34 protein-coding genes are annotated in these 22,212 nt (G+C 67.8%); 1 reads left to right on the top strand and 33 read right to left on the bottom strand.

The features are described 5' to 3' along the window. Window positions 1-30 precede the first annotated feature (30 nt). The 33 genes from truA to ACGF13_RS00875 form a co-directional block, all read right to left on the bottom strand. Window positions 31-936 (bottom strand): tRNA pseudouridine(38-40) synthase TruA, encoded by a 906-nt coding sequence (gene truA / locus ACGF13_RS00715; RefSeq protein ID WP_392867319.1) that lies wholly within the window; start codon window positions 934-936, stop codon window positions 31-33. Window positions 937-1,017: 81 nt separating this feature from the next. Further along, the gene (gene rplQ / locus ACGF13_RS00720) at window positions 1,018-1,485 is read right to left on the bottom strand and encodes a 50S ribosomal protein L17 (RefSeq protein ID WP_392867322.1); all 468 of its coding nucleotides are present in this window, start codon (window positions 1,483-1,485) and stop codon (window positions 1,018-1,020) included. 127 nt (window positions 1,486-1,612) lie between these two features. Beyond that, on the bottom strand, window positions 1,613-2,635 hold the full coding sequence (locus ACGF13_RS00725) for a DNA-directed RNA polymerase subunit alpha (RefSeq protein WP_049649049.1): 1,023 nt from the start codon (window positions 2,633-2,635) through the stop codon (window positions 1,613-1,615). A gap of 130 nt (window positions 2,636-2,765) precedes the next feature. Further along, a complete protein-coding gene (gene rpsK / locus ACGF13_RS00730; protein ID WP_030232513.1) occupies window positions 2,766-3,173 on the bottom strand; it encodes a 30S ribosomal protein S11 in 408 nt (135 codons plus the stop codon). A 72-nt stretch (window positions 3,174-3,245) separates the two neighbouring features. Then, window positions 3,246-3,626 carry a 30S ribosomal protein S13 gene (rpsM, locus tag ACGF13_RS00735; protein ID WP_316523629.1) on the bottom strand — a complete coding sequence of 127 codons (381 nt, stop codon included), beginning with the start codon at window positions 3,624-3,626 and terminating at the stop codon, window positions 3,246-3,248. Window positions 3,627-3,802: 176 nt separating this feature from the next. After that, on the bottom strand, window positions 3,803-3,916 hold the full coding sequence (rpmJ, locus tag ACGF13_RS00740; protein ID WP_003956441.1) for a 50S ribosomal protein L36: 114 nt from the start codon (window positions 3,914-3,916) through the stop codon (window positions 3,803-3,805). 33 nt (window positions 3,917-3,949) lie between these two features. Then, window positions 3,950-4,171 (bottom strand): translation initiation factor IF-1, encoded by a 222-nt coding sequence (gene infA, locus ACGF13_RS00745; protein WP_003956442.1) that lies wholly within the window; start codon window positions 4,169-4,171, stop codon window positions 3,950-3,952. Window positions 4,172-4,365: 194 nt separating this feature from the next. Beyond that, entirely contained in the window at window positions 4,366-4,791 is a 426-nt protein-coding gene (mscL, locus tag ACGF13_RS00750; protein WP_392867325.1) for a large conductance mechanosensitive channel protein MscL, read from the bottom strand. A 132-nt stretch (window positions 4,792-4,923) separates the two neighbouring features. Further along, window positions 4,924-5,763 (bottom strand): type I methionyl aminopeptidase, encoded by an 840-nt coding sequence (gene map / locus ACGF13_RS00755; RefSeq protein ID WP_392867328.1) that lies wholly within the window; start codon window positions 5,761-5,763, stop codon window positions 4,924-4,926. 115 nt (window positions 5,764-5,878) lie between these two features. Beyond that, the gene (locus ACGF13_RS00760) at window positions 5,879-6,532 is read right to left on the bottom strand and encodes an adenylate kinase (RefSeq protein WP_363380951.1); all 654 of its coding nucleotides are present in this window, start codon (window positions 6,530-6,532) and stop codon (window positions 5,879-5,881) included. Next, complete coding sequence (secY, locus tag ACGF13_RS00765) at window positions 6,532-7,842, bottom strand: preprotein translocase subunit SecY (protein ID WP_392867331.1); 1,311 nt, start codon at window positions 7,840-7,842, stop codon at window positions 6,532-6,534. Before secY ends, ACGF13_RS00760 begins: the two co-directional genes overlap by 1 nt. A 310-nt stretch (window positions 7,843-8,152) precedes the next feature. Next, entirely contained in the window at window positions 8,153-8,605 is a 453-nt protein-coding gene (rplO, locus tag ACGF13_RS00770) for a 50S ribosomal protein L15 (protein ID WP_392867334.1), read from the bottom strand. Between the two features lie 2 nt (window positions 8,606-8,607). Next, window positions 8,608-8,790 (bottom strand): 50S ribosomal protein L30, encoded by a 183-nt coding sequence (rpmD, locus tag ACGF13_RS00775; RefSeq protein ID WP_030055835.1) that lies wholly within the window; start codon window positions 8,788-8,790, stop codon window positions 8,608-8,610. Further along, on the bottom strand, window positions 8,790-9,410 hold the full coding sequence (gene rpsE, locus ACGF13_RS00780) for a 30S ribosomal protein S5 (RefSeq protein ID WP_392867337.1): 621 nt from the start codon (window positions 9,408-9,410) through the stop codon (window positions 8,790-8,792). Before rpsE ends, rpmD begins: the two co-directional genes overlap by 1 nt. Before the next feature lie 48 nt (window positions 9,411-9,458). Next, window positions 9,459-9,842 carry a 50S ribosomal protein L18 gene (rplR, locus tag ACGF13_RS00785; protein WP_030280785.1) on the bottom strand — a complete coding sequence of 128 codons (384 nt, stop codon included), beginning with the start codon at window positions 9,840-9,842 and terminating at the stop codon, window positions 9,459-9,461. 3 nt (window positions 9,843-9,845) lie between these two features. Next, window positions 9,846-10,385, bottom strand: coding sequence for a 50S ribosomal protein L6 (rplF, locus tag ACGF13_RS00790; protein ID WP_392867340.1), 540 nt, complete (start codon window positions 10,383-10,385; stop codon window positions 9,846-9,848). Between the two features lie 22 nt (window positions 10,386-10,407). Continuing rightward, window positions 10,408-10,815, bottom strand: coding sequence for a 30S ribosomal protein S8 (gene rpsH, locus ACGF13_RS00795; RefSeq protein WP_030280781.1), 408 nt, complete (start codon window positions 10,813-10,815; stop codon window positions 10,408-10,410). 289 nt (window positions 10,816-11,104) lie between these two features. Next, on the bottom strand, window positions 11,105-11,290 hold the full coding sequence (locus ACGF13_RS00800; protein WP_030393303.1) for a type Z 30S ribosomal protein S14: 186 nt from the start codon (window positions 11,288-11,290) through the stop codon (window positions 11,105-11,107). A 4-nt stretch (window positions 11,291-11,294) separates the two neighbouring features. Continuing rightward, a complete protein-coding gene (gene rplE, locus ACGF13_RS00805) occupies window positions 11,295-11,864 on the bottom strand; it encodes a 50S ribosomal protein L5 (RefSeq protein WP_363427433.1) in 570 nt (189 codons plus the stop codon). Next, complete coding sequence (rplX, locus tag ACGF13_RS00810; RefSeq protein ID WP_030232484.1) at window positions 11,864-12,175, bottom strand: 50S ribosomal protein L24; 312 nt, start codon at window positions 12,173-12,175, stop codon at window positions 11,864-11,866. The genes rplE and rplX overlap by 1 nt, the downstream gene beginning before the upstream one ends. 15 nt (window positions 12,176-12,190) lie before the next feature. Further along, window positions 12,191-12,562 (bottom strand): 50S ribosomal protein L14, encoded by a 372-nt coding sequence (gene rplN, locus ACGF13_RS00815; RefSeq protein ID WP_030393301.1) that lies wholly within the window; start codon window positions 12,560-12,562, stop codon window positions 12,191-12,193. A gap of 103 nt (window positions 12,563-12,665) precedes the next feature. Continuing rightward, window positions 12,666-12,938, bottom strand: coding sequence for a 30S ribosomal protein S17 (rpsQ, locus tag ACGF13_RS00820; protein WP_030055826.1), 273 nt, complete (start codon window positions 12,936-12,938; stop codon window positions 12,666-12,668). Continuing rightward, entirely contained in the window at window positions 12,938-13,162 is a 225-nt protein-coding gene (gene rpmC, locus ACGF13_RS00825) for a 50S ribosomal protein L29 (RefSeq protein ID WP_049649042.1), read from the bottom strand. Before rpmC ends, rpsQ begins: the two co-directional genes overlap by 1 nt. Beyond that, window positions 13,162-13,581: a 50S ribosomal protein L16 gene (gene rplP / locus ACGF13_RS00830; protein ID WP_030055824.1), complete on the bottom strand. Its 420-nt coding sequence runs from the start codon at window positions 13,579-13,581 to the stop codon at window positions 13,162-13,164. Before rplP ends, rpmC begins: the two co-directional genes overlap by 1 nt. Window positions 13,582-13,586: 5 nt before the next feature. Continuing rightward, window positions 13,587-14,411 carry a 30S ribosomal protein S3 gene (rpsC, locus tag ACGF13_RS00835; protein ID WP_030263494.1) on the bottom strand — a complete coding sequence of 275 codons (825 nt, stop codon included), beginning with the start codon at window positions 14,409-14,411 and terminating at the stop codon, window positions 13,587-13,589. Continuing rightward, entirely contained in the window at window positions 14,411-14,758 is a 348-nt protein-coding gene (gene rplV, locus ACGF13_RS00840) for a 50S ribosomal protein L22 (protein ID WP_033824229.1), read from the bottom strand. Before rplV ends, rpsC begins: the two co-directional genes overlap by 1 nt. Window positions 14,759-14,808: 50 nt before the next feature. Further along, window positions 14,809-15,090 (bottom strand): 30S ribosomal protein S19, encoded by a 282-nt coding sequence (rpsS, locus tag ACGF13_RS00845; protein ID WP_030055821.1) that lies wholly within the window; start codon window positions 15,088-15,090, stop codon window positions 14,809-14,811. Window positions 15,091-15,101: 11 nt separating this feature from the next. Then, complete coding sequence (gene rplB, locus ACGF13_RS00850) at window positions 15,102-15,938, bottom strand: 50S ribosomal protein L2 (RefSeq protein ID WP_031063050.1); 837 nt, start codon at window positions 15,936-15,938, stop codon at window positions 15,102-15,104. A gap of 43 nt (window positions 15,939-15,981) precedes the next feature. Further along, complete coding sequence (gene rplW, locus ACGF13_RS00855; RefSeq protein ID WP_063348967.1) at window positions 15,982-16,302, bottom strand: 50S ribosomal protein L23; 321 nt, start codon at window positions 16,300-16,302, stop codon at window positions 15,982-15,984. Beyond that, window positions 16,302-16,979, bottom strand: a complete 678-nt coding sequence (gene rplD / locus ACGF13_RS00860) for a 50S ribosomal protein L4 (protein WP_392867347.1) — start codon at window positions 16,977-16,979, stop codon at window positions 16,302-16,304. The genes rplW and rplD overlap by 1 nt, the downstream gene beginning before the upstream one ends. Window positions 16,980-16,983: 4 nt before the next feature. Next, window positions 16,984-17,631, bottom strand: a complete 648-nt coding sequence (rplC, locus tag ACGF13_RS00865; protein ID WP_030055817.1) for a 50S ribosomal protein L3 — start codon at window positions 17,629-17,631, stop codon at window positions 16,984-16,986. 14 nt (window positions 17,632-17,645) lie between these two features. Next, window positions 17,646-17,954, bottom strand: a complete 309-nt coding sequence (gene rpsJ, locus ACGF13_RS00870; RefSeq protein ID WP_012785157.1) for a 30S ribosomal protein S10 — start codon at window positions 17,952-17,954, stop codon at window positions 17,646-17,648. Between the two features lie 389 nt (window positions 17,955-18,343). Beyond that, on the bottom strand, window positions 18,344-20,149 hold the full coding sequence (locus tag ACGF13_RS00875) for a hypothetical protein (RefSeq protein WP_392867350.1): 1,806 nt from the start codon (window positions 20,147-20,149) through the stop codon (window positions 18,344-18,346). A gap of 288 nt (window positions 20,150-20,437) precedes the next feature. Between ACGF13_RS00875 and ACGF13_RS00880 the strand changes: the two genes are divergently transcribed. Beyond that, on the top strand, window positions 20,438-22,189 hold the full coding sequence (locus ACGF13_RS00880) for a hypothetical protein (RefSeq protein WP_392867353.1): 1,752 nt from the start codon (window positions 20,438-20,440) through the stop codon (window positions 22,187-22,189). The last annotated feature ends 23 nt before the right edge of the window (window positions 22,190-22,212 follow it).

Genomic DNA, 22,212 nt, shown 5'->3' on the forward strand with positions numbered 1-22,212 from the left:
GGACGCGCCGGGCCAAAACGGATTACCTCACTACGCGCTCTGCCCGGGCAGGGTGCGCATCCGCCGGGCCGCGCGGTTGCGCTCGGCCAGCTGGTCGTCCGGCGGGTAGCCGACCTCCTCCAGCGTGAGCCCGTACGGCCGGATCACGTTGACGGCGGAGTTGCGCACCCCGCCGGCCAGCACCTCGCCGGGGAACTCCACCGGCCGGTGCCCGTCGCCGACCAGCAGCATCGCGCCGACCAGCGCCCGGACCATGTTGTGGCAGAAGGCGTCGGCCCGGACGGTGGCGACCGCGAGGGAGCCCTCCTGGGCGGCGTAGGAGTCCACCGGGACGCGGTCCCAGTGCAGCTCCAGCAGGGTGCGGATGGTGGTGGCGCCCTCGCGCTTCTTGCAGTACGCGGCGAAGTCGTGCTCGCCGAGCAGCAGCTCGGCCGCCCGGTTCATCCGGTCCACGTCCAGCGGGCGGTCGTGCCAGAGCACGTGGCCGCGCAGCAGCGGGTCGACCCCGCCGGGGTGGTCGGCGACCCGGTACGCGTACCGGCGCCAGATCGCCGAGAAGCGGGCGTCGAACCCGGCCGGCGCCTCGCCGACCCGGTAGATCCGGACGTCCCCGGGCAGCCGGCCGGCCAGCCGGCGCAGCAGCTTCTCCCGGTGCGCCTCCCACAGCTCGGCCGGCAGGTCGACGTGGGCGACCTGGCCGCGGGCGTGCACCCCGGCGTCGGTGCGCCCGGCCACGGTCAGCGGGAACAGCTCCGAGCTGCGGGTGACGATCTGGAGCGCGGTCTCGATCTCCTCCTGGACCGTCCGGCGGCCGCCCTTCTGGCGGGCCCAGCCGGAGAACTCGGCGCCCTGGTAGGCGAGGTCCAGCCGGACCCGGACGTACCCGTCGGCCGGGCCGTCCTTCACCGGCGGCCGCTCGGCGCAATCGTTGACCACTGCTCTTCACTCCCTGGACATGAGGAACGGGCCCGCTCCCCCATCGCTGGGGAAGCGGGCCCGCAACAACACCTAGTGGTGTCAGGCCTGCTCGGCGGCCTCGGTCTCGGTGGCCTCGACCTTGGCGTCGGCCTCCTTGACGGCACGCTTGGTGGCGGCCTCGGCCTCGCCGACGGCGGTCTGCGCGACGGTCAGCGCCTCGACCAGCTCGATCACGGCCATCGGGGCGTTGTCGCCACGACGGGGACCGATCTTGGTGATGCGGGTGTAGCCACCCGGGCGGTTCTCGTAGCGCGGCGCGATCTCGGTGAAGAGGGTGTGCAGCACCGACACGTCGGTGATGGTCTTGCGCACCAGGCGACGGTTGTGGATGTCGCCCTTCTTCGCCTTGGTGATCAGCTTCTCCGCCAGCGGGCGCATCCGACGGGCCTTGGCCTCGGTCGTGGTGATGCGGCCGTACTGGAACAGCTCCCGGCACAGGCCGGCGAGCAGCAGCGGCTCGTGGTGCGGGCCACCGCCCAGGCGGGCACCCTTGGTGGGACGCGGCATGGAATTACTCCTCGAATCTCCGACTGCGGCCGTACCAGGTACCGCAGCGGGCGTACGGGCACTGTGCCCGTACGGCTTTCAGGACGACGGGGGCGGTTCCGTGGAACCGCCCCCGCGGCCAATTCTCTTAGTACTGCTCGGTCTCGGCGAAGTGCGAGTCGTCGAGGTCGTCGGCGCCGAAGGCGTCGGCGGCAGCGGTCGGGTCGAACCCGGGCGGGCTGTCCTTGAGGGCCAGGCCCATGCCGGCCAGCTTCGCCTTGACCTCGTCGATCGACTTCGCACCGAAGTTGCGGATGTCGAGCAGGTCGGCCTCGGAGCGGGCAACGAGCTCACCCACGGTGTGGATGCCCTCGCGCTTGAGGCAGTTGTAGGAGCGGACCGTGAGCTCCAGCTCCTCGATCGGCAGCGCCAGGTCGGCGGCCAGGGCGGCGTCCGTCGGGGACGGGCCCATGTCGATGCCCTCGGCGTCGATGTTCAGCTCGCGGGCGAGGCCGAACAGCTCCACCAGGGTCTTGCCGGCCGAGGCCATGGCGTCGCGCGGACGCATGGCGGGCTTGGTCTCGACGTCGACGATCAGCTTGTCGAAGTCGGTCCGCTGCTCGACACGGGTGGCCTCGACCTTGTAGGTGACCTTCAGCACGGGGCTGTAGATCGAGTCGACCGGGATGCGGCCGATCTCCTGGCCGGAGGCCTTGTTCTGGACGGCGGAGACGTAGCCGCGACCGCGCTCGACGGTCAGCTCCATCTCCAGCTTGCCCTTGCCGTTCAGCGTGGCGAGGACCAGCTCGGGGTTGTGCACCTCGACACCCGCCGGCGGGGCGATGTCGGCGGCGGTGACGACACCCGGGCCCTGCTTGCGCAGGTACATCACGACCGGCTCGTCGTGCTCCGAGGAGACGACCAGCTGCTTGATGTTGAGGATGAGGTCGGTCACGTCCTCCTTGACGCCCGGCACGGTGGTGAACTCGTGCAGGACGCCGTCGATGCGGATGCTGGTGACAGCGGCACCCGGGATCGACGACAGGAGCGTGCGGCGCAGGGAGTTGCCGAGGGTGTAGCCGAAGCCCGGCTCCAGCGGCTCGATCACGAACCGCGAGCGGAACTCGTCGACGACCTCTTCGGTCAGCGAAGGACGCTGAGCGATAAGCATGGGGGAAATCCTCCGGTTGTCTTCGGCACCCACTATTTGATGCCGACAGGACCAAGCGTACGGGGTCCCGCCGCGAAGCAGGACCCCGTACGAGGTTTACAGCAGGTACTGCGAGCCCGAAGGCGCTGCGTCAGACGCGGCGGCGCTTCGGCGGGCGGCAGCCGTTGTGCGGGGTGGGGGTGACGTCCTGGATCGAGCCGACCTCCAGGCCGGTGGCCTGGAGCGAACGGATCGCGGTCTCGCGGCCGGAGCCCGGACCCTTCACGAAGACGTCAACCTTGCGCATGCCGTGCTCCTGCGCGCGACGGGCAGCGGCCTCGGCGGCCATCTGCGCGGCGAACGGGGTGGACTTGCGCGAGCCCTTGAAGCCGACGTGGCCGGCGGAGGCCCAGGAGATCACGTTGCCCGCGGGGTCGGTGATCGAAACGATGGTGTTGTTGAACGTGCTCTTGATGTGCGCGTGGCCGTGAGCGACGTTCTTCTTTTCCTTGCGGCGGATCTTCTTCGCGCCGGCAGCCTGACGACCCTTGGGGGGCATAAGTCTGTTCTCCTACTGAGGTGGTCGGTCCGCTGACCCGCGGGCCGGAGGGATGTCCGGTTACGGGACGGACTACTTCTTGCCCGGCTTCTTCTTGCCGGCGATCGCGCGACGCGGGCCCTTGCGGGTACGCGCGTTGGTGTGGGTGCGCTGGCCGCGGACCGGCAGGCCACGGCGGTGACGCAGACCCTCGTAGCAGCCGATCTCGACCTTGCGGCGGATGTCGGCGGCCACCTCACGGCGGAGGTCACCCTCGACCGTGTAGTTGGCGTCGATGTACTGGCTCAGCTTGACGAGGTCGTCCTCGGTGATGTCGCGAACGCGGACATCCGGGTTGACACCGGTCTCGGCCAGGGTCTGCTGGGCGCGGGTACGGCCGATGCCGTACACGTAGGTGAGGGCGATCTCGATCCGCTTCTCACGGGGGAGATCAACGCCGGCGAGGCGTGCCATTCAAGGCTCCTGTGGTTCTTCAGAGGTCTTGCGTGCTACCTACTCCTTCGCCTCTCGACGATGGAGCCCCGGCCTCTGACCGGGGGTGGCAGTCCGTCCACGAGGGGACGGATCGGGTAGCCCGCTTATGACGTTTTCGCGTCGCGCGAAGTACTACGAGAAATGCTGGAGAGCGATCAGCCCTGGCGCTGCTTGTGGCGCAGGTTGTCGCAGATCACCATGACCCGGCCGTGGCGGCGGATCACCTTGCACTTGTCGCAGATCTTCTTGACGCTCGGCTTGACCTTCATGCTTCAGGTTCTCCGGGTCTAGATCTGACGTTCTTACTTGTAGCGGTAGACGATCCGCCCGCGCGTGAGGTCGTAGGGGCTGAGCTCCACGACGACCCGGTCGTCCGGCAGGATGCGGATGTAGTGCATGCGCATCTTGCCACTGATGTGCGCGAGGACCTTGTGACCGTTCTGCAGCTCGACCTTGAACATCGCGTTCGGAAGAGACTCGATCACGGTGCCCTCGATCTCAATGGCGCCTTGCTTCTTAGCCATGAACTGCGAGATCCACCTTCCGGGACCGGCTACCGTATGCGGAACGCTCGTGCGAACCTGGGTTCACCCCTCCCCCGGAGGGAAGAGGGCGCGCTGAAGCACGCTACGAGTGAGCCGACGGTCCATCCTACGCCAGCGCGTGCGGTGGACCAAAACGGGGGCCCCGGAAAGCGGTAGCCGTCACACCCGCTCCGTCAGGCCCGGGTGGTGACGGTCAGCGGCTCGACGTGGGCGGTGCAGGCCGAGCAGCGGCGGGCGGCCTCGGGGATCTCGGTCAGGCACTCGGGGCACGGGCGCTTCGGCGTCTTCGGCTTCTTCGGCATGTAGCGCGCGGTCGCCTTGGTGATCGGCAGCACCACGCAGAAGTACAGCACCGCGGCGGTCATGAAGAACGCGATCAGCACGTTGAGGAACTGCCCGTACGGGAAGGTCACTCCGGCGATGTGCGCCTTGTACGAGCTGAAGTCGCCGGCCGCGCCGACCACCACACCCACCAGCGGGGTGAGGAAGGCGGACACGAAGCCGGTCACCACCGCGGTGAACGCGGCACCGATGACCACACCGACCGCCATGTCGACGACGTTGCCGCGCATCATGAAGTCGCGGAATCCCTTGAGCACGTGTTGTCTCCTGCTCGCTCGTAAGCCACTGCTGACCACTGCCAGCCGATAAAAATAGGACAAAAGCCCTGGAGGTCCAAACCTCCAGGGCTCTGATCCCTTGTCAGCGGCGGCAGTTGGGCGCCGCCGTGACTACGCGAGGGGGTCCGGAGCTGCGGTGATGCCCAGCTTGGCCAGTTCCGCCTTGCCGCCGTCGAAGGCGGTCAGCACCAGCGGGCCCTGCTCCGTGATGGCCACCGAGTGCTCCCAGTGCGAGGCCCAGGTGCCGTCGTTGGTGACGACCGTCCAGTCGTCCTCCAGCACGGTGGTGTGCGGGGTGCCGAGCGAGACCATCGGCTCGATCGCCAGCACGGTGCCCGGCACCAGCTTCGGGCCCTTGCCGCGGCCGCGCTCGACGTAGTTCAGCACGTGCGGCTCCATGTGCATCGCGGTGCCGATGCCGTGGCCGCCGTAGCCCTCGGTGATGCCCCACTTGCCCTTCGGCGGAAGCGGCTGGCGGCGGATGAAGCCCTCGATGGCCTTGGAGACGTCGACCAGACGGTTGTTCTTCTTCATCTGGGCGATGCCGGCCCACATCGAGCCCTCGGTGACCCGGCTCAGCATCTCGACCTCCGGGCGGACCTCGCCGACCGCCACCGTGATGGCCGAGTCGCCGTGCCAGCCGTCCAGGATGGCGCCGCAGTCGATCGAGATGACGTCGCCCTCCTGGAGCACCCGCTCACCGGGGATGCCGTGCACGACCTCGTTGTTCACCGAGGCGCAGATGACGCCCGGGAACCAGAGCCCGCCGTGGTGGGCGCGGAAGTTCGAGGTGGCGCCGTGGTCGGTGATGACCTTGTCCGCGATGTCGTTGAGCTCCTGGGTGGTCACCCCCGGGACGACCGCCTCGCGGCAGGCCTTCAGGGCCTCGGCGACGACCAGCCCGGCCGCTCGCATCTTCGCGATCTGCTCGGGGGTCTTGATCTCCACCATCTGGTCACGCCTTCCAAGTCCGGATTACCACTGCTACCACCGTACGACGCCGAAACGGCCGGGCCACCCGCTTCACGGGCGACCCGGCCGTACCGTCGTACGTTCGCCGAGAGACTCAGCTGTCCTGCTTCAACGCCTCGATCGAGCGGGCGGTGACCTCGTCCACCTTGCCGAGGGCCGAGATCGTCGCCACCAGGCCCTGCTGGACGTAGTAGTCGATGATCGGCTCGGTCTCCGTGTGGTAGACCTCCAGGCGCGTGCGCACCTTCTCCTCGGTGTCGTCCGAGCGCTGGTACAGCTCGCCGCCGCACTCGTCGCAGACGCCCTCGGCCTTCGGCGGGTTGTAGTCCACGTGGAAGACGTGGCCGCCGTCGTTGCGGCACAGGCGACGGCCGGCGATCCGGCGGACGACCTCGTCCTCGGGGACCTCCAGGTCCAGCACACCGTCCAGCTTTATGCCCTGCTCGGCGAGGAACTCGTCCAGCGCCTTGGCCTGCCCCAGGTTGCGGGGGAAGCCGTCGAGCAGGAAGCCGTTGGCTGCGTCCTCCTGGAGCATTCTGTCCTTGGCCATCCCGATGGTGACCTCGTCCGGCACCAGGTGTCCCGCGTCCATGTAGCTCTTGGCCTCGAGCCCCAGCGGGGTGCCCTGGCTGATGTTCGCACGGAACAGGTCGCCGGTGGAGATGTGGGGGATGGACAGGGTCTTGGCGAGCAGGTGCGCCTGAGTACCCTTCCCGGCCCCGGGAGGACCAACGAGGACGATACGCATCAGCGGAGGAACCCTTCGTAATTGCGCTGCTGGAGCTGGCTCTCGATCTGCTTCACAGTTTCGAGTCCGACGCCGACGACGATGAGCACGCTGGTGCCGCCGAACGGGAAGTTGGTCTGCTGTCCGAAGGCGACCAGGGCGATCATCGGGATCAACGCGATCAGGCCCAGGTAGAGCGAACCCGGCCACGTGATTCGGGTCAGCACGTAGTTCAGGTACTCGGCCGTCGGTCGGCCGGCCCGGATACCCGGGATGAACCCACCATACTTCTTCATGTTGTCGGCAACTTCTTCGGGGTTGAAGGAGATGGCGACGTAGAAGAAGGCGAAGAAGACGATCAGCAGGAAGTAGGTGGCCATGTAGATCGGGTGGTCACCCTTGACGAAGTTCGTCCGGATCCACGTGGCCCAGCCCGCCTGGCTGTTGGTCAGCTGGACCACGAGGGCGGGGATGTACAGCAGCGACGAGGCGAAGATGACCGGGATGACACCGGCCTGGTTCACCTTGAGCGGGATGTAGGTCGAGGTCCCACCGAACGCCCGGCGGCCGATCATCCGCTTCGCGTACTGGACCGGGATCCGGCGCTGGGCCTGCTCGACGAAGATGACCAGCATCACGACGATGATGCCGACCGCGACCACGGAGAGGAACTCGACCCAGCCGTCGCCGATGGTGCCGGACTGCTTGATCGCCCACATCGAGGACGGGAACTGGGCCGCGATCGAGGTGAAGATCAGCAGCGACATGCCGTTGCCGATGCCGCGGTCGGTGATCAGCTCGCCCAGCCACATGATGACCGTGGTGCCCGCGGTCATGGTGAGGACCATGACGGCGATCCGGAACACGCTGGTGTCCGGGACGATCTGGTTGGCCAGCGGGCAGCCGGAGAACAGCGCGCCGCTGGAGGCCGTCGCCACGATGCCGGTGCCCTGGAGCACGGCGAGGGCGATGGTCAGGTACCGGGTGTACTGGGTGATCTTCGCCTGGCCGGCCTGTCCCTCCTTCTTCAGCATCTCCAGTCGCGGGATCACGACGGTGAGGAGCTGGAGGATGATGCTCGCCGTGATGTACGGCATGATGCCGAGGGCGAAGATCGTCAGCTGGAGGAGCGCGCCACCGCTGAACAGGTTGACGAGTCCGAAGAGGCCACTGTTCTTGGTCTCCTTCACGCACTCGTTCACGGCCGTGAAACTCACGCCCGGAATCGGGATGTGCGAGCCCAGCCGGAACAGCACCATGATGCCCAGCGTGAACAGCAGCTTCTTGCGCAGGTCGGGCGTCTGGAACGCCCGCGCGAACGCACTGAGCACGGTGCCTCCTGCGCCTCCCGCGCGTCGTCGGCGGGAGGGTCGGTCCTGAATGGGGAGTTTTGCGGTACGGGCTCCCGTACAGACGGCACAGGCGAGCCTACGCGCAGCCTACAAGGGAACTCCACGGACTCTAACAGTGCGCGGCCACTCGGAAGAAGCGTGTACCGCCGCTCCCCCACTCACGGGGTACGGGATGCCCGGTTTTGCCACACAAAAGAACGAGCACCGTCCGGCCGGAAATCCCCGGGAACAGCACGAGCCCCGCACCTCCCGAAGGAGGTGCGGGGCTCGTGGGCGGAATTCAGCGGGCTCAGATGAGCTCGGTGACCGTACCGCCGGCGGCCTTGATCTTCTCGGCGGCCGAACCGGAGACGGCGTCCACCGCAACCTGGAGGGCGACCGAGATCTCGCCGGTGCCGAGCACCTTGACGAGGGAGTTCTTGCGAACCGCGCCCTTGGCGACCAGGTCCTCGACGGTGACCTCGCCACCCTGCGGGTAGAGCTCGGCCAGCTTGTCGAGGTTGACAACCTGGAACGTGATCTTGAACGGGTTCTTGAAGCCCTTCAGCTTCGGCAGGCGCATGTGGAGCGGCATCTGGCCACCCTCGAAGCGCTGCGGAACCTGGTAGCGGGCCTTCGTGCCCTTGGTACCACGACCAGCGGTCTTACCCTTGGAACCCTCACCACGACCCACGCGGATCTTGTCGGTCTTGGCACCCGGGGCGGGACGCAGGTTGTGGATCTTGATCGGGTTGTCGCCCATGATCAGTCCACCTCCTCAACCGTCACCAGGTGACGGACCGTGTGGGCCATCCCGCGGATCTCGGGACGGTCCTCCTTCACCACGACGTCGTGCATGCGCTTGAGACCAAGCGAACGCAGGGTGTCACGGTGATTCTGCTTGCTGCCGATGTACGACTTGGTCTGCGTGATCTTCAGGCGAGCCATCAGGCGCTCACCCCAGCAGCACGCGCCCGCAGCAGAGCCGCGGGGGCCACGTCCTCCAGCGGCAGGCCACGACGGGCGGCGATCTCCTCGGGGCGCACGAGGCCCTTCAGAGCGGCCACGGTGGCGTGCACGATGTTGATCGCGTTGTCCGAGCCGAGCGACTTCGACAGGATGTCGTGGATGCCGGCGCACTCCAGGACGGCGCGCACCGGACCACCGGCGATAACACCGGTACCGGGGGCGGCGGGCTTCAGGAGCACGACGCCGGCGGCCTTCTCACCCTGGATCGGGTGGGGGATGGTGCCCTGGATACGGGGGACCTTGAAGAAGCTCTTCTTGGCCTCCTCAACACCCTTGGCGATGGCGGCCGGAACCTCCTTCGCCTTCCCGTAACCGACACCCACGGTGCCATCGCCATCGCCCACCACGACGAGCGCGGTGAAGGAGAAACGACGGCCACCCTTGACAACCTTGGCGACACGGTTGATCGCGACAACGCGCTCGACGTAAGCGGTCTTCTCGACGGCGGGGGCGTTGCCCCGGTCGTCACGCTTACGGTCGCGCCGCTCGCCACCGGTGCCGCCACCGGCGCCGCTACCGCGGCGCTGGGGTCCAGCCATTGGATTTACCTCTCTCGTTTACGTCCGTCGACAGAGTCGACGAGCGGCTTAGAAGTCGAGCCCGGCCTCGCGAGCCGCGTCCGCCAGGGCGGCGATGCGGCCGGCGTACCGGTTGCCCGCGCGGTCGAAGACGACCGACTCGATGCCGGCAGCCTTGGCGCGCTCGGCGACCAGGCTCCCGACCTTCTTGGCCAGCTCGGTCTTGTCGCCCTCGGCGCCCTTGATGGACACGTCGAGGGTGGACGCCGACGCCAGGGTGTGACCCTTGGCGTCGTCGATGACCTGGGCGACCATGTGACGGTTCGAGCGCGTCACGACGAGGCGCGGACGCACCTCGGTGCCGACGACGCGCTTGCGAACACGGATCGCGCGGCGCTTGCGAGCGGCGCTCTTGTAGGCGTTGCCCTTGCCGATCTTGACAGAGACACTCATCGCTTACTTACCACTCTTTCCGACCTTGCGGCGGATGACCTCGCCCGCGTACTTGACACCCTTGGCCTTGTACGGGTCGGGCTTGCGCAGCTTGCGGATGTTCGCGGCGACCTCGCCGACCTTCTGCTTGTCGATGCCGTCCACGTGGAACTTGGTGGGCGACTCGACGACGAAGGAGATGCCCTCCGGCGCGGTGATCAGAATCGGGTGGCTGTAACCGAGCGCGAACTCCATGTCGGAGCCCTTCGCGGTCACACGGTAACCAACACCGCTGATCTCCAGCGACTTGCGGTAGCCCGCGGTCACGCCGGTGATCATGTTCGCCACCAGCGTGCGGGTCAGGCCGTGCAGGGCCTTCGAGCGACGCTCGTCGTTCGGACGAGAGACGAGCACAGTGCCGTCCTCGGCCTTGCCGATCCCGATCGGCTCGGCGACGACGTGGGTGAGCGAGCCCTTCGGGCCCTTCACCGAGACCGCCTGGCCATCGATGGTGACGTCCACGCCAGCGGGGACCTGGATGGGCAGCCGTCCAATGCGCGACATTGCTGTACCTCCGTTTCCCGAATTACCAGACGTAGGCGAGAACTTCTCCGCCTACGCCCTTCTTGGCGGCCTGCTTGTCGGTCAGGAGACCCGAAGACGTGGAGATGATCGCCACGCCCAGGCCACCGAGGACCTTCGGCAGGTTGGTGGACTTTGCGTAAACGCGCAGACCCGGCTTGCTGATGCGCTTGATGCCGGCGATGGAGCGCTCACGGTTGGGGCCGAACTTGAGCTCGATGGTCAGCTTCTTGCCGACCTCGCCCTCAGCAGGCTCCTCAACCTTGTAGGAGGAGATGTACCCCTCCTGCTGCAGGATCTGGGCGACGTGCGCCTTGATCTTGCTGGCCGGCATCGCCACGGAGTCGTGGTACGCCGAGTTCGCGTTACGCAGACGCGTGAGCATGTCTGCGATGGGGTCGGTCATGGTCATGATGGCCTCAGGCCTCTCTCGCCGCGGTTTCTCCGCGCCAGGTCCCCCTTCCGCACTCTTTCGAGTGCGGCAGAGGCACAAGCGCAGGGGACCTGCGACGTCGTAAGACTGGGTGCGAGCCCTCCCGTAAGAGGGCCACGGACGTCCATGGGGAAGCCGTGGCAGGGGGCCCGACCCCACTACCTTACGGGAATCCGTACGGCAGCCCAAAAATGGGCGGTGTGGGATCGGGCACCTCTGCTTCGCTGGCGGTGCCTAAAGCTCTGGCCGTCTTCCGAAAGGAAGAGGACTACCAGGAGCTCTTGGTCACGCCCGGCAGCTCGCCGCGGTGCGCCATCTCACGAAGGCAGACACGGCAGAGGCCGAACTTACGGTACACCGAGTGCGGACGGCCGCAGCGCTGGCACCGGGTGTAGGCCCGGACGCCGAACTTCGGCTTCCGCTCGGCCTTCGCGATGAGGGACTTCTTCGCCATTGGCTCACGCCTCCTTGAACGGGAAGCCCAGAGCGCGCAGGAGCGCCCGGCCCTCGTCGTCGGTCTGAGCGGTGGTCACGACGGTGATGTCCATACCGCGCTGACGGTCGACCTTGTCCTGGTCGATCTCGTGGAACATGACCTGCTCGGTCAGACCGAAGGTGTAGTTGCCACGGCCGTCGAACTGCTTCGGGGAGAGGCCACGGAAGTCACGGATACGCGGCAGGGCCAGCGACACCAGACGGTCCAGGAACTCCCACATGCGGTCACCGCGGAGGGTGACGTGGGTGCCGATCGGCTGGCCCTCGCGCAGCTTGAACTGCGCGATGGACTTGCGAGCCTTGGTCACGGCCGGCTTCTGACCGGTGATCGCGGTCAGGTCGCGGATCGCGCCCTCGATCAGCTTGCTGTCACGGGCAGCCTCGCCGACGCCCATGTTGACCACGACCTTGACCAGGCCGGGGATCAGCATGACGTTCTCGTACGAGAACTCCTCCTGCAGCTGACCCTTGATCTCGGAGTTGTAACGCTCCTTGAGACGGGGGGTCACCTTCTCAACAGTCGTCTCAGACATCAGATGTCCTCACCGGTTCGCTTGGCAACGCGGATCTTGTTGCCCTCGTCATCGAAGCGGTAGCCAACGCGGGTGACGACCTTCTTGCCGTCCTTCTCCACGACCAGCTGGACGTTGGAGACGTGCACCGGGGCCTCGACGGTGACAATGCCACCCTGAGTGCCCGGGCCCGGCTTGGTGTGCTTCTTGACCCGGTTCACACCCTCGACCAGGACCTTGTTCTCAGCCGGCATGGCCTGGATGACCTTGCCCTGCTTGCCCTTGTCCTTGCCGGTGATGACCTGAACCAGGTCACCCTTCTTGATCTTCATGCTGTTCGCCATGAGTTAGAGCACCTCCGGCGCAAGCGAGATGATCTTCATGAACTTCTTGTCACGCAGCTCGCGGCCCACCGGGCCGAAGATGCGGGTGCCACGGGGGTCACCATCGGTGTTCTTCAGAACAACCGCGGCGTTCTCGTCGAAGCGGATGTACGAGCCATCCGGACGACGACGCGACTTCACGGTACGGACGACGACGCACTTGACGACGTCACCCTTCTTCACCGAACCGCCGGGGATCGCGTCCTTGACGGTCGCGACGATGACGTCCCCGATACCGGCGTAGCGGCGACCGGAGCCACCGAGAACGCGGATGCAAAGGATTTCCTTCGCGCCCGTGTTGTCGGCGACACGCAGTCGCGACTCCTGCTGGATCACAGCTTTCTCCTGATCGTCAACGAGAGCTGACCGGCCGGCCGCTGCTCACACCAGCGCCCCCGGAGGGGCCTGGTGCACATACGGCCGTACCGCATCAACTTCGTTACTTGGCCTTCTCGAGGATCTCGACGACGCGCCAGCGCTTCGTCGCGGACAGCGGGCGGGTCTCCGCGAGGAGCACCCGGTCGCCGATGCCGCAGGCGTTCGCCTCGTCGTGCGCCTTCAGCTTGTTCGTACGGCGGATGACCTTGCCGTACAGAGCGTGCTTGACGCGGTCCTCGACGGCGACGACGACGGTCTTGTCCATCTTGTCGCTGACGACGAGACCCTCACGGGTCTTGCGGAAACCGCGCGTCTCGTTGGTGTTCTCAGTCATCAGGCGCTCTCCACCGTCTCGATGCCCAGCTCGCGCTCGCGCATCAGGGTGTAGATCCGCGCGATGTCCTTACGGACGAGCTTGAGCCGTCCGTGGTTGTCGAGCTGCCCGGTCGCCGCCTGGAAGCGGAGGTTGAACAGCTCCTCCTTGGCCTCGCGGAGCTTGGCAACGAGACCCTCGTTGTCCAGCTCGCGGAGGTCAGCAGCCTTGGTGCCGGCCGACATCAGCTCTCACCTGCCTCGCGCCGGATGATCCGGCACTTCATCGGGAGCTTGTGAGCAGCGCGGGTCAGCGCCTCACGAGCCACCTTCTCGTTGGGGTACGACAGCTCGAACATGACCCGACCCGGGTGCACGTTCGCGATCCACCACTCGGGCGAACCCTTACCGGAACCCATGCGGGTCTCGGCCGGCTTCTTGGTGAGCGGACGGTCCGGGTAGATGTTGATCCAGACCTTGCCGCCACGCTTGATGTGACGGGTGACGGCGATACGAGCGGACTCGATCTGCCGGTTCGTCACGTAGGCCGGGGTGACGGCCTGGATGCCGTACTCGCCGAACGCGAGCTCGGTGCCACCCTTGGCAGCGCCGCGGCGCTTGGGGTGGTGCTGCTTGCGGTGCTTGACCCTACGGGGGATCAGCATTGGGGTCAGGCCTCCGTTCCGGTGTTCTCGGCAGCCGGCGCCTCGGCGGCCGGGGCCGCGGGGGCCTCGGCAGCGGCGGGACGACGGCCACGGCCACCGCGCTCGCCACCACGGCGCTCGCCACCGCGGGCGGGACGACCACCCTCGGGACGGGCCGGGCGGTTGCCCGAGCGGGCAGCGGCGTTCTCAGCGCGGACCTCGGCGATGTTCTTGACGTCGCCCTTGTAGATCCAGACCTTCACGCCGATGCGGCCGAAGGTGGTCTTGGCCTCGAAGAAGCCGTAGTCGACGTTCGCGCGCAGGGTGTGCAGCGGCACGCGACCCTCGCGGTAGAACTCCGAACGGCTCATCTCGGCGCCGCCGAGACGACCGGAGCACTGGACCTTGATGCCCTTGGCGCCGGACTTCATGGTGCCCTGCATCGACTTGCGCATGGCACGACGGAAGGAGACGCGGGAGGACAGCTGCTCCGCGACGCCCTGAGCCACGAGCTGGGCGTCCAGCTCGGGGTTCTTGACCTCGAGGATGTTCAGCTGGACCTGCTTGCCGGTCAGCTTCTCGAGGTCGCCGCGGATGCGGTCGGCCTCGGTGCCACGGCGACCGATGACGATGCCGGGGCGGGCGGTGTGGATGTCGACGCGGACGCGGTCGCGGGTGCGCTCGATCTCGACCTTGGAGATGCCGGCGCGCTCCATGCCCTTCGTCATCATGCGACGAATGGCAACGTCTTCCTTGACGTAGTCCTTGTACAGCTTGTCGGCGTACCAGCGGGACTTGAAGTCCGTGCTGATGCCGAGGCGGAACCCGTGCGGGTTAACCTTCTGGCCCATTACCGGGTCCCTTCCTTGCTGCTGACGACCACGGTGATGTGGCTGGTCCGCTTGCGGATCCGGTAGGCACGACCCTGGGCACGCGGACGGAACCGCTTCAGGGTCGGGCCCTCGTCAACGTACGCCTCGCTGATGACGAGGTCGTCCACGTTGTTGTGGTTGTAGTTGTGCACGGCGTTGGCAATGGCGCTGTCGAGCACCTTGCCGACCGGCACGGTGGCGGCCTGCGGAGCGAAACGCAGGACCGCCTGGGCCTCCGTGGCGTTCAGGCCACGGATGAGGTCCACCACGCGGCGGGCCTTCATGGGCGTGACGCGGATGTACCGCGCCTGGGCCCTGGCTTCCATGGTTGTCCCCTTGCTGGTGTAAGTCATTGAGTCGGTAATCTCGCTGGCGACTAGCGACGCTTCGACTTGCGGTCGTCCTTGACGTGACCGCGGAACGTGCGCGTCGGCGCGAACTCGCCGAGCTTGTGGCCGACCATCGACTCGGTGACGAACACCGGGACGTGCTTGCGGCCATCGTGAACCGCGATCGTGTGGCCGAGCATGGCCGGGAAGATCACGGAACGACGGGACCAGGTCTTGATGACGTTCTGGGTACCCGCCTCGTTCTGAGCGTCCACCTTCTTGAGAAGGTGGCCGTCGATGAAGGGGCCCTTCTTGAGACTGCGCGGCATCTGACCTGCTCCTAGCGCTTCTTGTTGGTCTTGCGGCGGCGCACGATGAGAGCGTCCGACGCCTTCTTCGGGCGACGGGTACGACCCTCCTTCTGGCCCCACGGCGAGACCGGGTGGCGACCACCGGAGGTCTTACCCTCACCACCACCGTGCGGGTGGTCGATCGGGTTCATGGCCACACCACGCACGGTCGGGCGAACGCCCTTCCAGCGCATACGGCCGGCCTTGCCCCAGTTGATGTTCGACTGCTCGGCGTTGCCGACCTCGCCGACGGTCGCGCGGCAGCGCGCGTCGACCAGGCGGATCTCACCGGAGGGCATGCGCAGGTGCGCCATCTTGCCCTCACGCGCCAGCAGCTGAATGCCGGAACCGGCGGAGCGGGCCATCTTGGCACCGCCACCGGGACGCAGCTCCACCGCGTGGATGGTCGTACCGACCGGGATGTTGCGAAGCGGCAGGTTGTTGCCCGGCTTGATGTCGGCGCCAGGGCCGTTCTCAATCCGGTCACCCTGCGTGATGCCACGCGGCGCGATGATGTAGCGCTTCTCGCCGTCCGCGTAGTGCAGGAGCGCGATGCGCGCGGTGCGGTTCGGGTCGTACTCGATGTGCGCGACCTTGGCCGGCACGCCGTCCTTGTCGTGACGACGGAAGTCGATCACGCGGTAGGCGCGCTTGTGACCGCCACCCTGGTGGCGAACGGTGATCCGACCGGCGTTGTTACGGCCGCCCTTGCTGTGCAGGGGGCGAACCAGCGACTTCTCCGGGGTGGACCGCGTGATCTCTACGAAGTCGGCCACGCTGGAGCCACGACGGCCCGGCGTAGTCGGCTTGTACTTGCGGATGCCCATTTGGCTCTCTCGTCCTCGTCCTTATCGACGATCACGACCTCCGTTAGGAGACCGGACCACCGAAGATGTCGATGCGGTTGCCCTCAGCCAGCGTCACGATGGCGCGCTTGGTGTCCTTGCGCTTGCCAAAGCCCGTCTTGGAGCGCTTGCGCTTGCCCTGACGGTTGAGCGTGTTGACGGACTCGACCTTGACCGAGAAGACCGCCTCGACGGCCTGCTTGATCTGGGTCTTGTTGGCACCGGGCGACACGACGAACGTGTACTTGTTCTCGTCGAGGAGCGAGTAGCTCTTCTCGGAGATGACCGGCTTCACCAGGACGTCACGGGGGTCCGTGAACGTCTTGCTCGTGATCTCTGCAGCCATCAGGCGGCGCTCCCTTCGAGCTCGCCCTCAGCAGCCACGGCCTTGGCAGACGCGGCGGGACCCGCCACGAAACGCTCGAAGGCGGCCTGGGTGAAGACCACATCGTCGGAGACGAGCACGTCGTAGGTGTTCAGCTGGCCAGCGTCCAGGATGTGCACGTGCGGCAGGTTGCGGGCGCTCTTGAGACCCAGCTCGTCGGCACGCTCGACGACGAGGAGGATGTTCTTGCGCTCGGTGATCTTGCCGAACAGACCCTTGGCGGCCTTGGTCGACGGCGCCTCGGCCGCGACCACGTCGGTGACGACGTGGATGCGGTTGTGGCGGGCCCGGTCGGTGAGCGCACCGCGCAGGGCGGCGGCGATCATCTTCTTCGGGGTCCGCTGCGAGTAGTCGCGCGGCACGGGACCGTGCACGACGCCACCGCCGGCGAACTGCGGCGCACGGGTCGAGCCCTGACGGGCGCGGCCGGTGCCCTTCTGGCGGTACGGCTTCCTGCCGCCACCGCGGACCTCGGCACGAGTCTTGGTCTTGTGGGTGCCCTGACGGGCCGCAGCGAGCTGCGCCACGACGACCTGGTGCATCAGCGGAACGCTGACCTTCGCGTCGAAGATCTCGGCCGGCAGCTCGAGGCTGCCGGTCTTGTCGCCCGAGGGCGACAGGATGTCAATGGTGCTCATATCCTCACAGCCCCTTCGCCGCGGTGCGGACGAGGACGAGGCCGCCGTTCGGGCCCGGGATTGCGCCCTTGATCAGGAGCAGCCCCTTCTCCGCGTCAACGGCATGGATGGTCAGGTTCTGGGTGGTCACGCGCTCGTGGCCCATCCGGCCGGCCATCCGTACGCCCTTGAACACACGACCCGGGGTGGCACAGCCACCGATCGAGCCGGGCGAGCGGTGCTTGCGCTGCACACCGTGACCGGCGCCGAGGCCCCGGAAGTTGTGGCGCTTCATGACACCGGCGAAGCCCTTGCCCTTGGAGGTGCCGGTCACGTCGACCTTGACACCCGCCTCGAACAGCTCGGCGGTGATCTCCTGGCCCAGGGTGTACTCGGACGCGTCCGAGGTACGCAGCTCGACCAGGTGACGGCGCGGGGTGACACCGGCCTTGGCGAAGTGGCCCGCGAGGGGCTTGTTCACCTTGCGGGGGTCGATCTCGCCGAAGCCGATCTGGACGGCGTCGTAGCCGGCCGGGCTGTCGGCGGTGTGGACCTGGGTCACGACATTCGGCCCAGCCTTGACGACGGTCACCGGGACGACCCGGTTGTTCTCGTCCCAGACCTGGGTCATGCCGAGCTTCTCGCCCAGGATGCCCTTAATCTGCTTAGCCATCTTCGGTGCGCCTCTCAGAGCTTGATCTCGATGTCGACGCCCGCCGGCAGGTCGAGACGCATGAGCGAGTCAACCGTCTTCGGCGTGGGGTCGAGGATGTCGATCAGACGCTTGTGAGTACGCATCTCGAAGTGCTCGCGCGAGTCCTTGTACTTGTGCGGCGAGCGGATGACGCAGTACACGTTCTTCTCAGTGGGCAGCGGCACCGGGCCCGCGACCTGCGCACCAGTACGAATCACCGTCTCGACGATCTTCTTCGCCGAGGAGTCGATGACCTCGTGGTCGTAGGCCTTGAGCCGGATGCGGATCTTCTGTCCCGCCATGGCTACTCAGTAGTCCTTTGTCCTTAGTCACTGCACGACCCCCTCCGACCCCCGCGCTCGGGCGTGTCGCACTCGCGCTTGCAAAAAACCGGCGAAGTACTTCGTCGGTTTCGAACTTTCGGGGTGGGGGTGCCGGATCGAGGCCCCGCTCACGCTTCCCGGAAGATTCCCGTACTTTCGCCCCGCAGCTGCCGTGGCGTAGAACTCACGCTTGACGGCCATCACGGGAACGACGAGTACATGGGACTCGCTTCCGGTCCTCCCGGCGGGAGGCGCGCAGCATCGGCACTCAACCGAGCAACTTGGACATACTGCCACATGGAGCAGCCCGGATGCCAATCGGGGCCGGTGAGGCGCTCCTCACCGGCCCCGACGGGGTGACGCCCGGGTCAGTCCCTGCGCCAGAGCACCCAGCCCTTGTCCTTGTTGAACTTCGCGATGCGCCAGCCGGGCCTCGCGTCCGGCCAGCTGGCCTGGGGCAGGGCGCCCTTGGCCCAGCCGGCCAGGTACGCGGTGGCCTCCTGCGGCGGGTTGGAACCGTCCTTCAGGTCGTCCGACCAGACCCGGCCCCAGTAGACCTCGTAGGCCATCGACATCCGGGCGTCCCAGTCGAGGTCCATGTCCAGGACGACGTTGTCGTCCTTGCGCAGGCCCGCCTCCTTGGCCATTCCGACCGCCTGGTACTTGCGCTCCTTGGCGTGCGGTTGGGCGACGTTGCCGGTGACGGCGACCGTCGCGTAGGCGGCGAACAGCGTCACGCACCCCACCACGGCGGCGACCACCCGGCGCCCGCCGGCCACCCGCAGCAGCAGGCACGCGGCCAGCACCGCCAGCGCCCCGAAGGTCGTCCGGATCATGTGCAGGCCGTCCCAGGTGGAGGCCAGGAACATCGCGTCCGGCACCGTCCACGGACTGACCCAGAGCTTGAGCGCGGAGCCCGCGTACGCGCCGACCGACAGCTGGATGACCCCGATCAGCACGGTGCCTGCCAGCGCCGACCACAGCAGCGCCCGGACCCCGGCCCGCCACAGCGCGGCCAGGCCGACCACCAGGAACAGCGGCACCAGCACCGCGCAGTACCGGGCGTACACCCAGTTGTCGGTCCGGTCGTTGTCCGCCAGGCCGGCCGCGGACGCCAGCGCGGTGCCGAACAGCAGCGCCACCATGGTGAAGGCCACCACCCGCTCGGCCACCGTGTACCGGCGCCGGAACACCACCACCACGCACAGCACCAGGGCGATCGCCCCGAAGCCGTACGTGGAGGTCATGAAGTACCACAGCTGTCCGAACGTGCGGGCGATGATCGTGCCGATGTACTTGCTGTCCCCGAGGTTCTCGAAGACCTTGTTGCCGACGTCGCTCGGCGGCACGTCCTTGAACCGGCTCCTGACGAAGCCGGCCAGCAGCTGCGCGCCCAGGTACGACACCCCGAGCGCGCCGACACCGGCCAGCGAGGCGAGTCTCGGCGCCCAGCCGAAGGCCAGGACCACGACCAGGACCAGCGCGGTCAGCGCCACGACCACGCCGCCGCGGTCGTGGGTGGCCAGCGAGTAGCCGGCCGCCAGGCCCATCCCCACCGCGTACAGCGCGCGGCGGCCCGTCGTACCGGGCGAGAGCCAGCCGTGCATCGCGAGCAGCCAGGCCAGCAGGAGCACCGGGAGCACGGTGTCCGACATGGCGAACTGGGAGTAGAAGACCACCGGCGGCACCAGCGCCACGGCGGTGCCCACCAGGTAGGAGTGCGGCCGGGACAGGCCCAGCCGGCGCGCCGCCACCACGGCCAGCGGGAACACCAGCGCGTTGAGCACCGCGTTGATGCCCATGACCAGGTGGTACGCCATGGCCGGGCTGTCGGCGATCCGCAGCGCCGGCGATATCAGCAGCGGGTACCCGCCGGGGATCACCACCCCGACCGGCAGCTCGGTGGCCGACCGGCCGGCCAGCACCCGCGCGATCACCAGGTAGGAGTCCTCGTCGGCGTGCACCGACGGGAAGTAGTTGTGGATCGACAGCACCAGGCGGAACACCACCTGCCCGCCGTACCCGAGCAGCAGGGCCGCCGGCCAGAACCAGCGGTGGGCGGCGAGCGCCCGCAGCCGGGCCGGCACGACCGGGGTGTCGGGCGCGTTCGTGCCGCCGTCCTCACCCCGGTCCGGACCGTCGGACGTGTGGGCAGAGTCGATCAGCGGCTGCACCGGGACACTTCCCTACTTGTATGAGTTTGACGATCTCGTCGTGACCGGCTCCGGGCGGCGCGCCTCGATTCCCGCCACCACTCGTCGAAGCGCATCGGCAGTGTGCCACGCGGCGATCTGCCGGAGCCAACGCGCTCCGCCCTCGTGGACGACAACGTCCTACTGGGGCAGGGTGGTTCGGCCCCTGATGATCCCGTGCCCGGGGTGCTGGCAGAATCGCGGTGTCCGGCACCGAAACCACACACCGCCTCCGTACCGAATCGCTGCGGAAGGCAGAAGGACCGAACAGTGACGACGAGCGTGCAGCCCGCCTCCACCCCGGGCATGCAACAGGGCATACCGTCCAGCCGAACAAGACGGGCAGCCCTGCGCCGCCCCGCAGTCCTCTGGGCCGCGGAGATCCTGACCGCGGTCACGGCGGCCCTGCTCATGACGGGCCTGGCGACGTCCGTCCAGCTCAACCCCATGTCGCGGATCGGCCAGGTCAGCGGCCTCGCCGCGCTGCAGCTCCGGCTCCTGCTGCTGCTCGGCGTCATCGTCGTGGTCCTGGTGCCGGCGATGCGCCGCTGGGCGGACGTCCCGGTCCGGTTCGCCGCCGCCGCGGTCGCGGGCCTGTCCTCCGGCGTCCTGGCGGCCGGCGTCTCGCTCGCGCTGCGTGGCACCGACTGGCCGCTGTACGCCCAGTCGGGTGACTCCGGCAACCTCCAGGCCTGGGTCAGCGCCCTGATGGACGGCAAGCCCCTCGACGGCGCCTACCCGCCGATGTTCCCGCACATCGTCGCCTTCGTCGCCGAGCACCTCACCCACGGCGAGATCGGCCACGCGCTCAAGCTCGTCGACCTGGTGTTCGTCGCGCTGCTGGGCCCGCTCGCCTACCTGTCCTGGCGGCTGCTGCTGCCCCCGCTCTGGGCGCTCGGGATCGGCGTCACCGCCGCGCTGCCGATGGCGCAGCCGTACAAGCCGTACACCACCTTCGTGCTCGTCGCCTTCGTCCCCGTGCTGGCGAAGCTGATGCAGCTCCTGCAGCGCGCCCCGGAGCTCCCGCGCCGCACCGTCGCCGTCCGCGGCGCCGTGCTCGGCCTCGGCATCGCGCTGCTGTTCAACCTCTACTCCGGCTGGTTCGTGTGGTCCGCCGTCGGAGTGGTGGTGCTCACCGTGGCGCTGCTGCTGCGTGCCCGCCGCACCGGCGGGACCCCCGGCCTGCTCAACGCCCTGACCGCGATCGGTGCCGCCTCCGGGGTCTTCCTGGCCGCCTCCTCCCTCTACTTGGTCCGGCTGCTCGGGTCCGCCGGAAGCACGGTCGACCGCTACTGCTACTTCGACACCTACACCGAGCCGACCTACTTCGCGATGTGGCGCGACGACCTTCCCGGCACCGACGGCCAGAGCACCTGGCCGCTGCCCGGCGAGCTCGGCGGGGTCGGTCTCTTCACGATCCTGCTGCTGGTCGGCCTGGGCGTGGCGCTGGCCCTCGGGATCGGCCGGGCCGCCGTCCTGACCGCCGCCGCCTGCTCGGCGAGCGCCCTGCTGATGCGCTACTGGTACGCCTCCCACATGGAGCGCGACCAGGCCGTCATGCTCTACCCGCGCACCAGCGCGCAGCTGCTCTACTGCCTGCTGGTCCTGGTCGGCCTGGCGTGCTACCTGATCGCCCGCCGCCGTCGGAGCGCCGTTTCGGCCGCCGCCGAGACGGCCGAGGAGACCGGCCGCCGGCTCCCGCTGGGCCTCAACCCGCGCGCCGTGGCCATCGGCGCCATCTGCGCGCTGGGCCTGCTCTTCGGCATGGCGGGCTCCGCCACCGCCAGCAAGTACATGCCCGACCCGCACGAGGGCACCGGCATGCTGGCCTGGATCTCGCAGACCACCGCCGACACCAAGGGGCACTGCTCCCCCTACGCGCCCAAGTGCAACGAGGCCCCGGGGCTCCTGAACCCGTCGGACCCGAAGGTCGACCTCGGGAAGCTGATCTGCCCGAAGGTCAACCCGTACCCGCGCAAGGGTGAACTGCTCCCCGGATTCTCCGCGGACCTGCCCGAGTGACCCTCACCCGACCCTGATACGGC

The organism is Kitasatospora sp. NPDC048286 (assembly GCF_043201735.1).
GTDB lineage: Bacteria > Actinomycetota > Actinomycetes > Streptomycetales > Streptomycetaceae > Kitasatospora.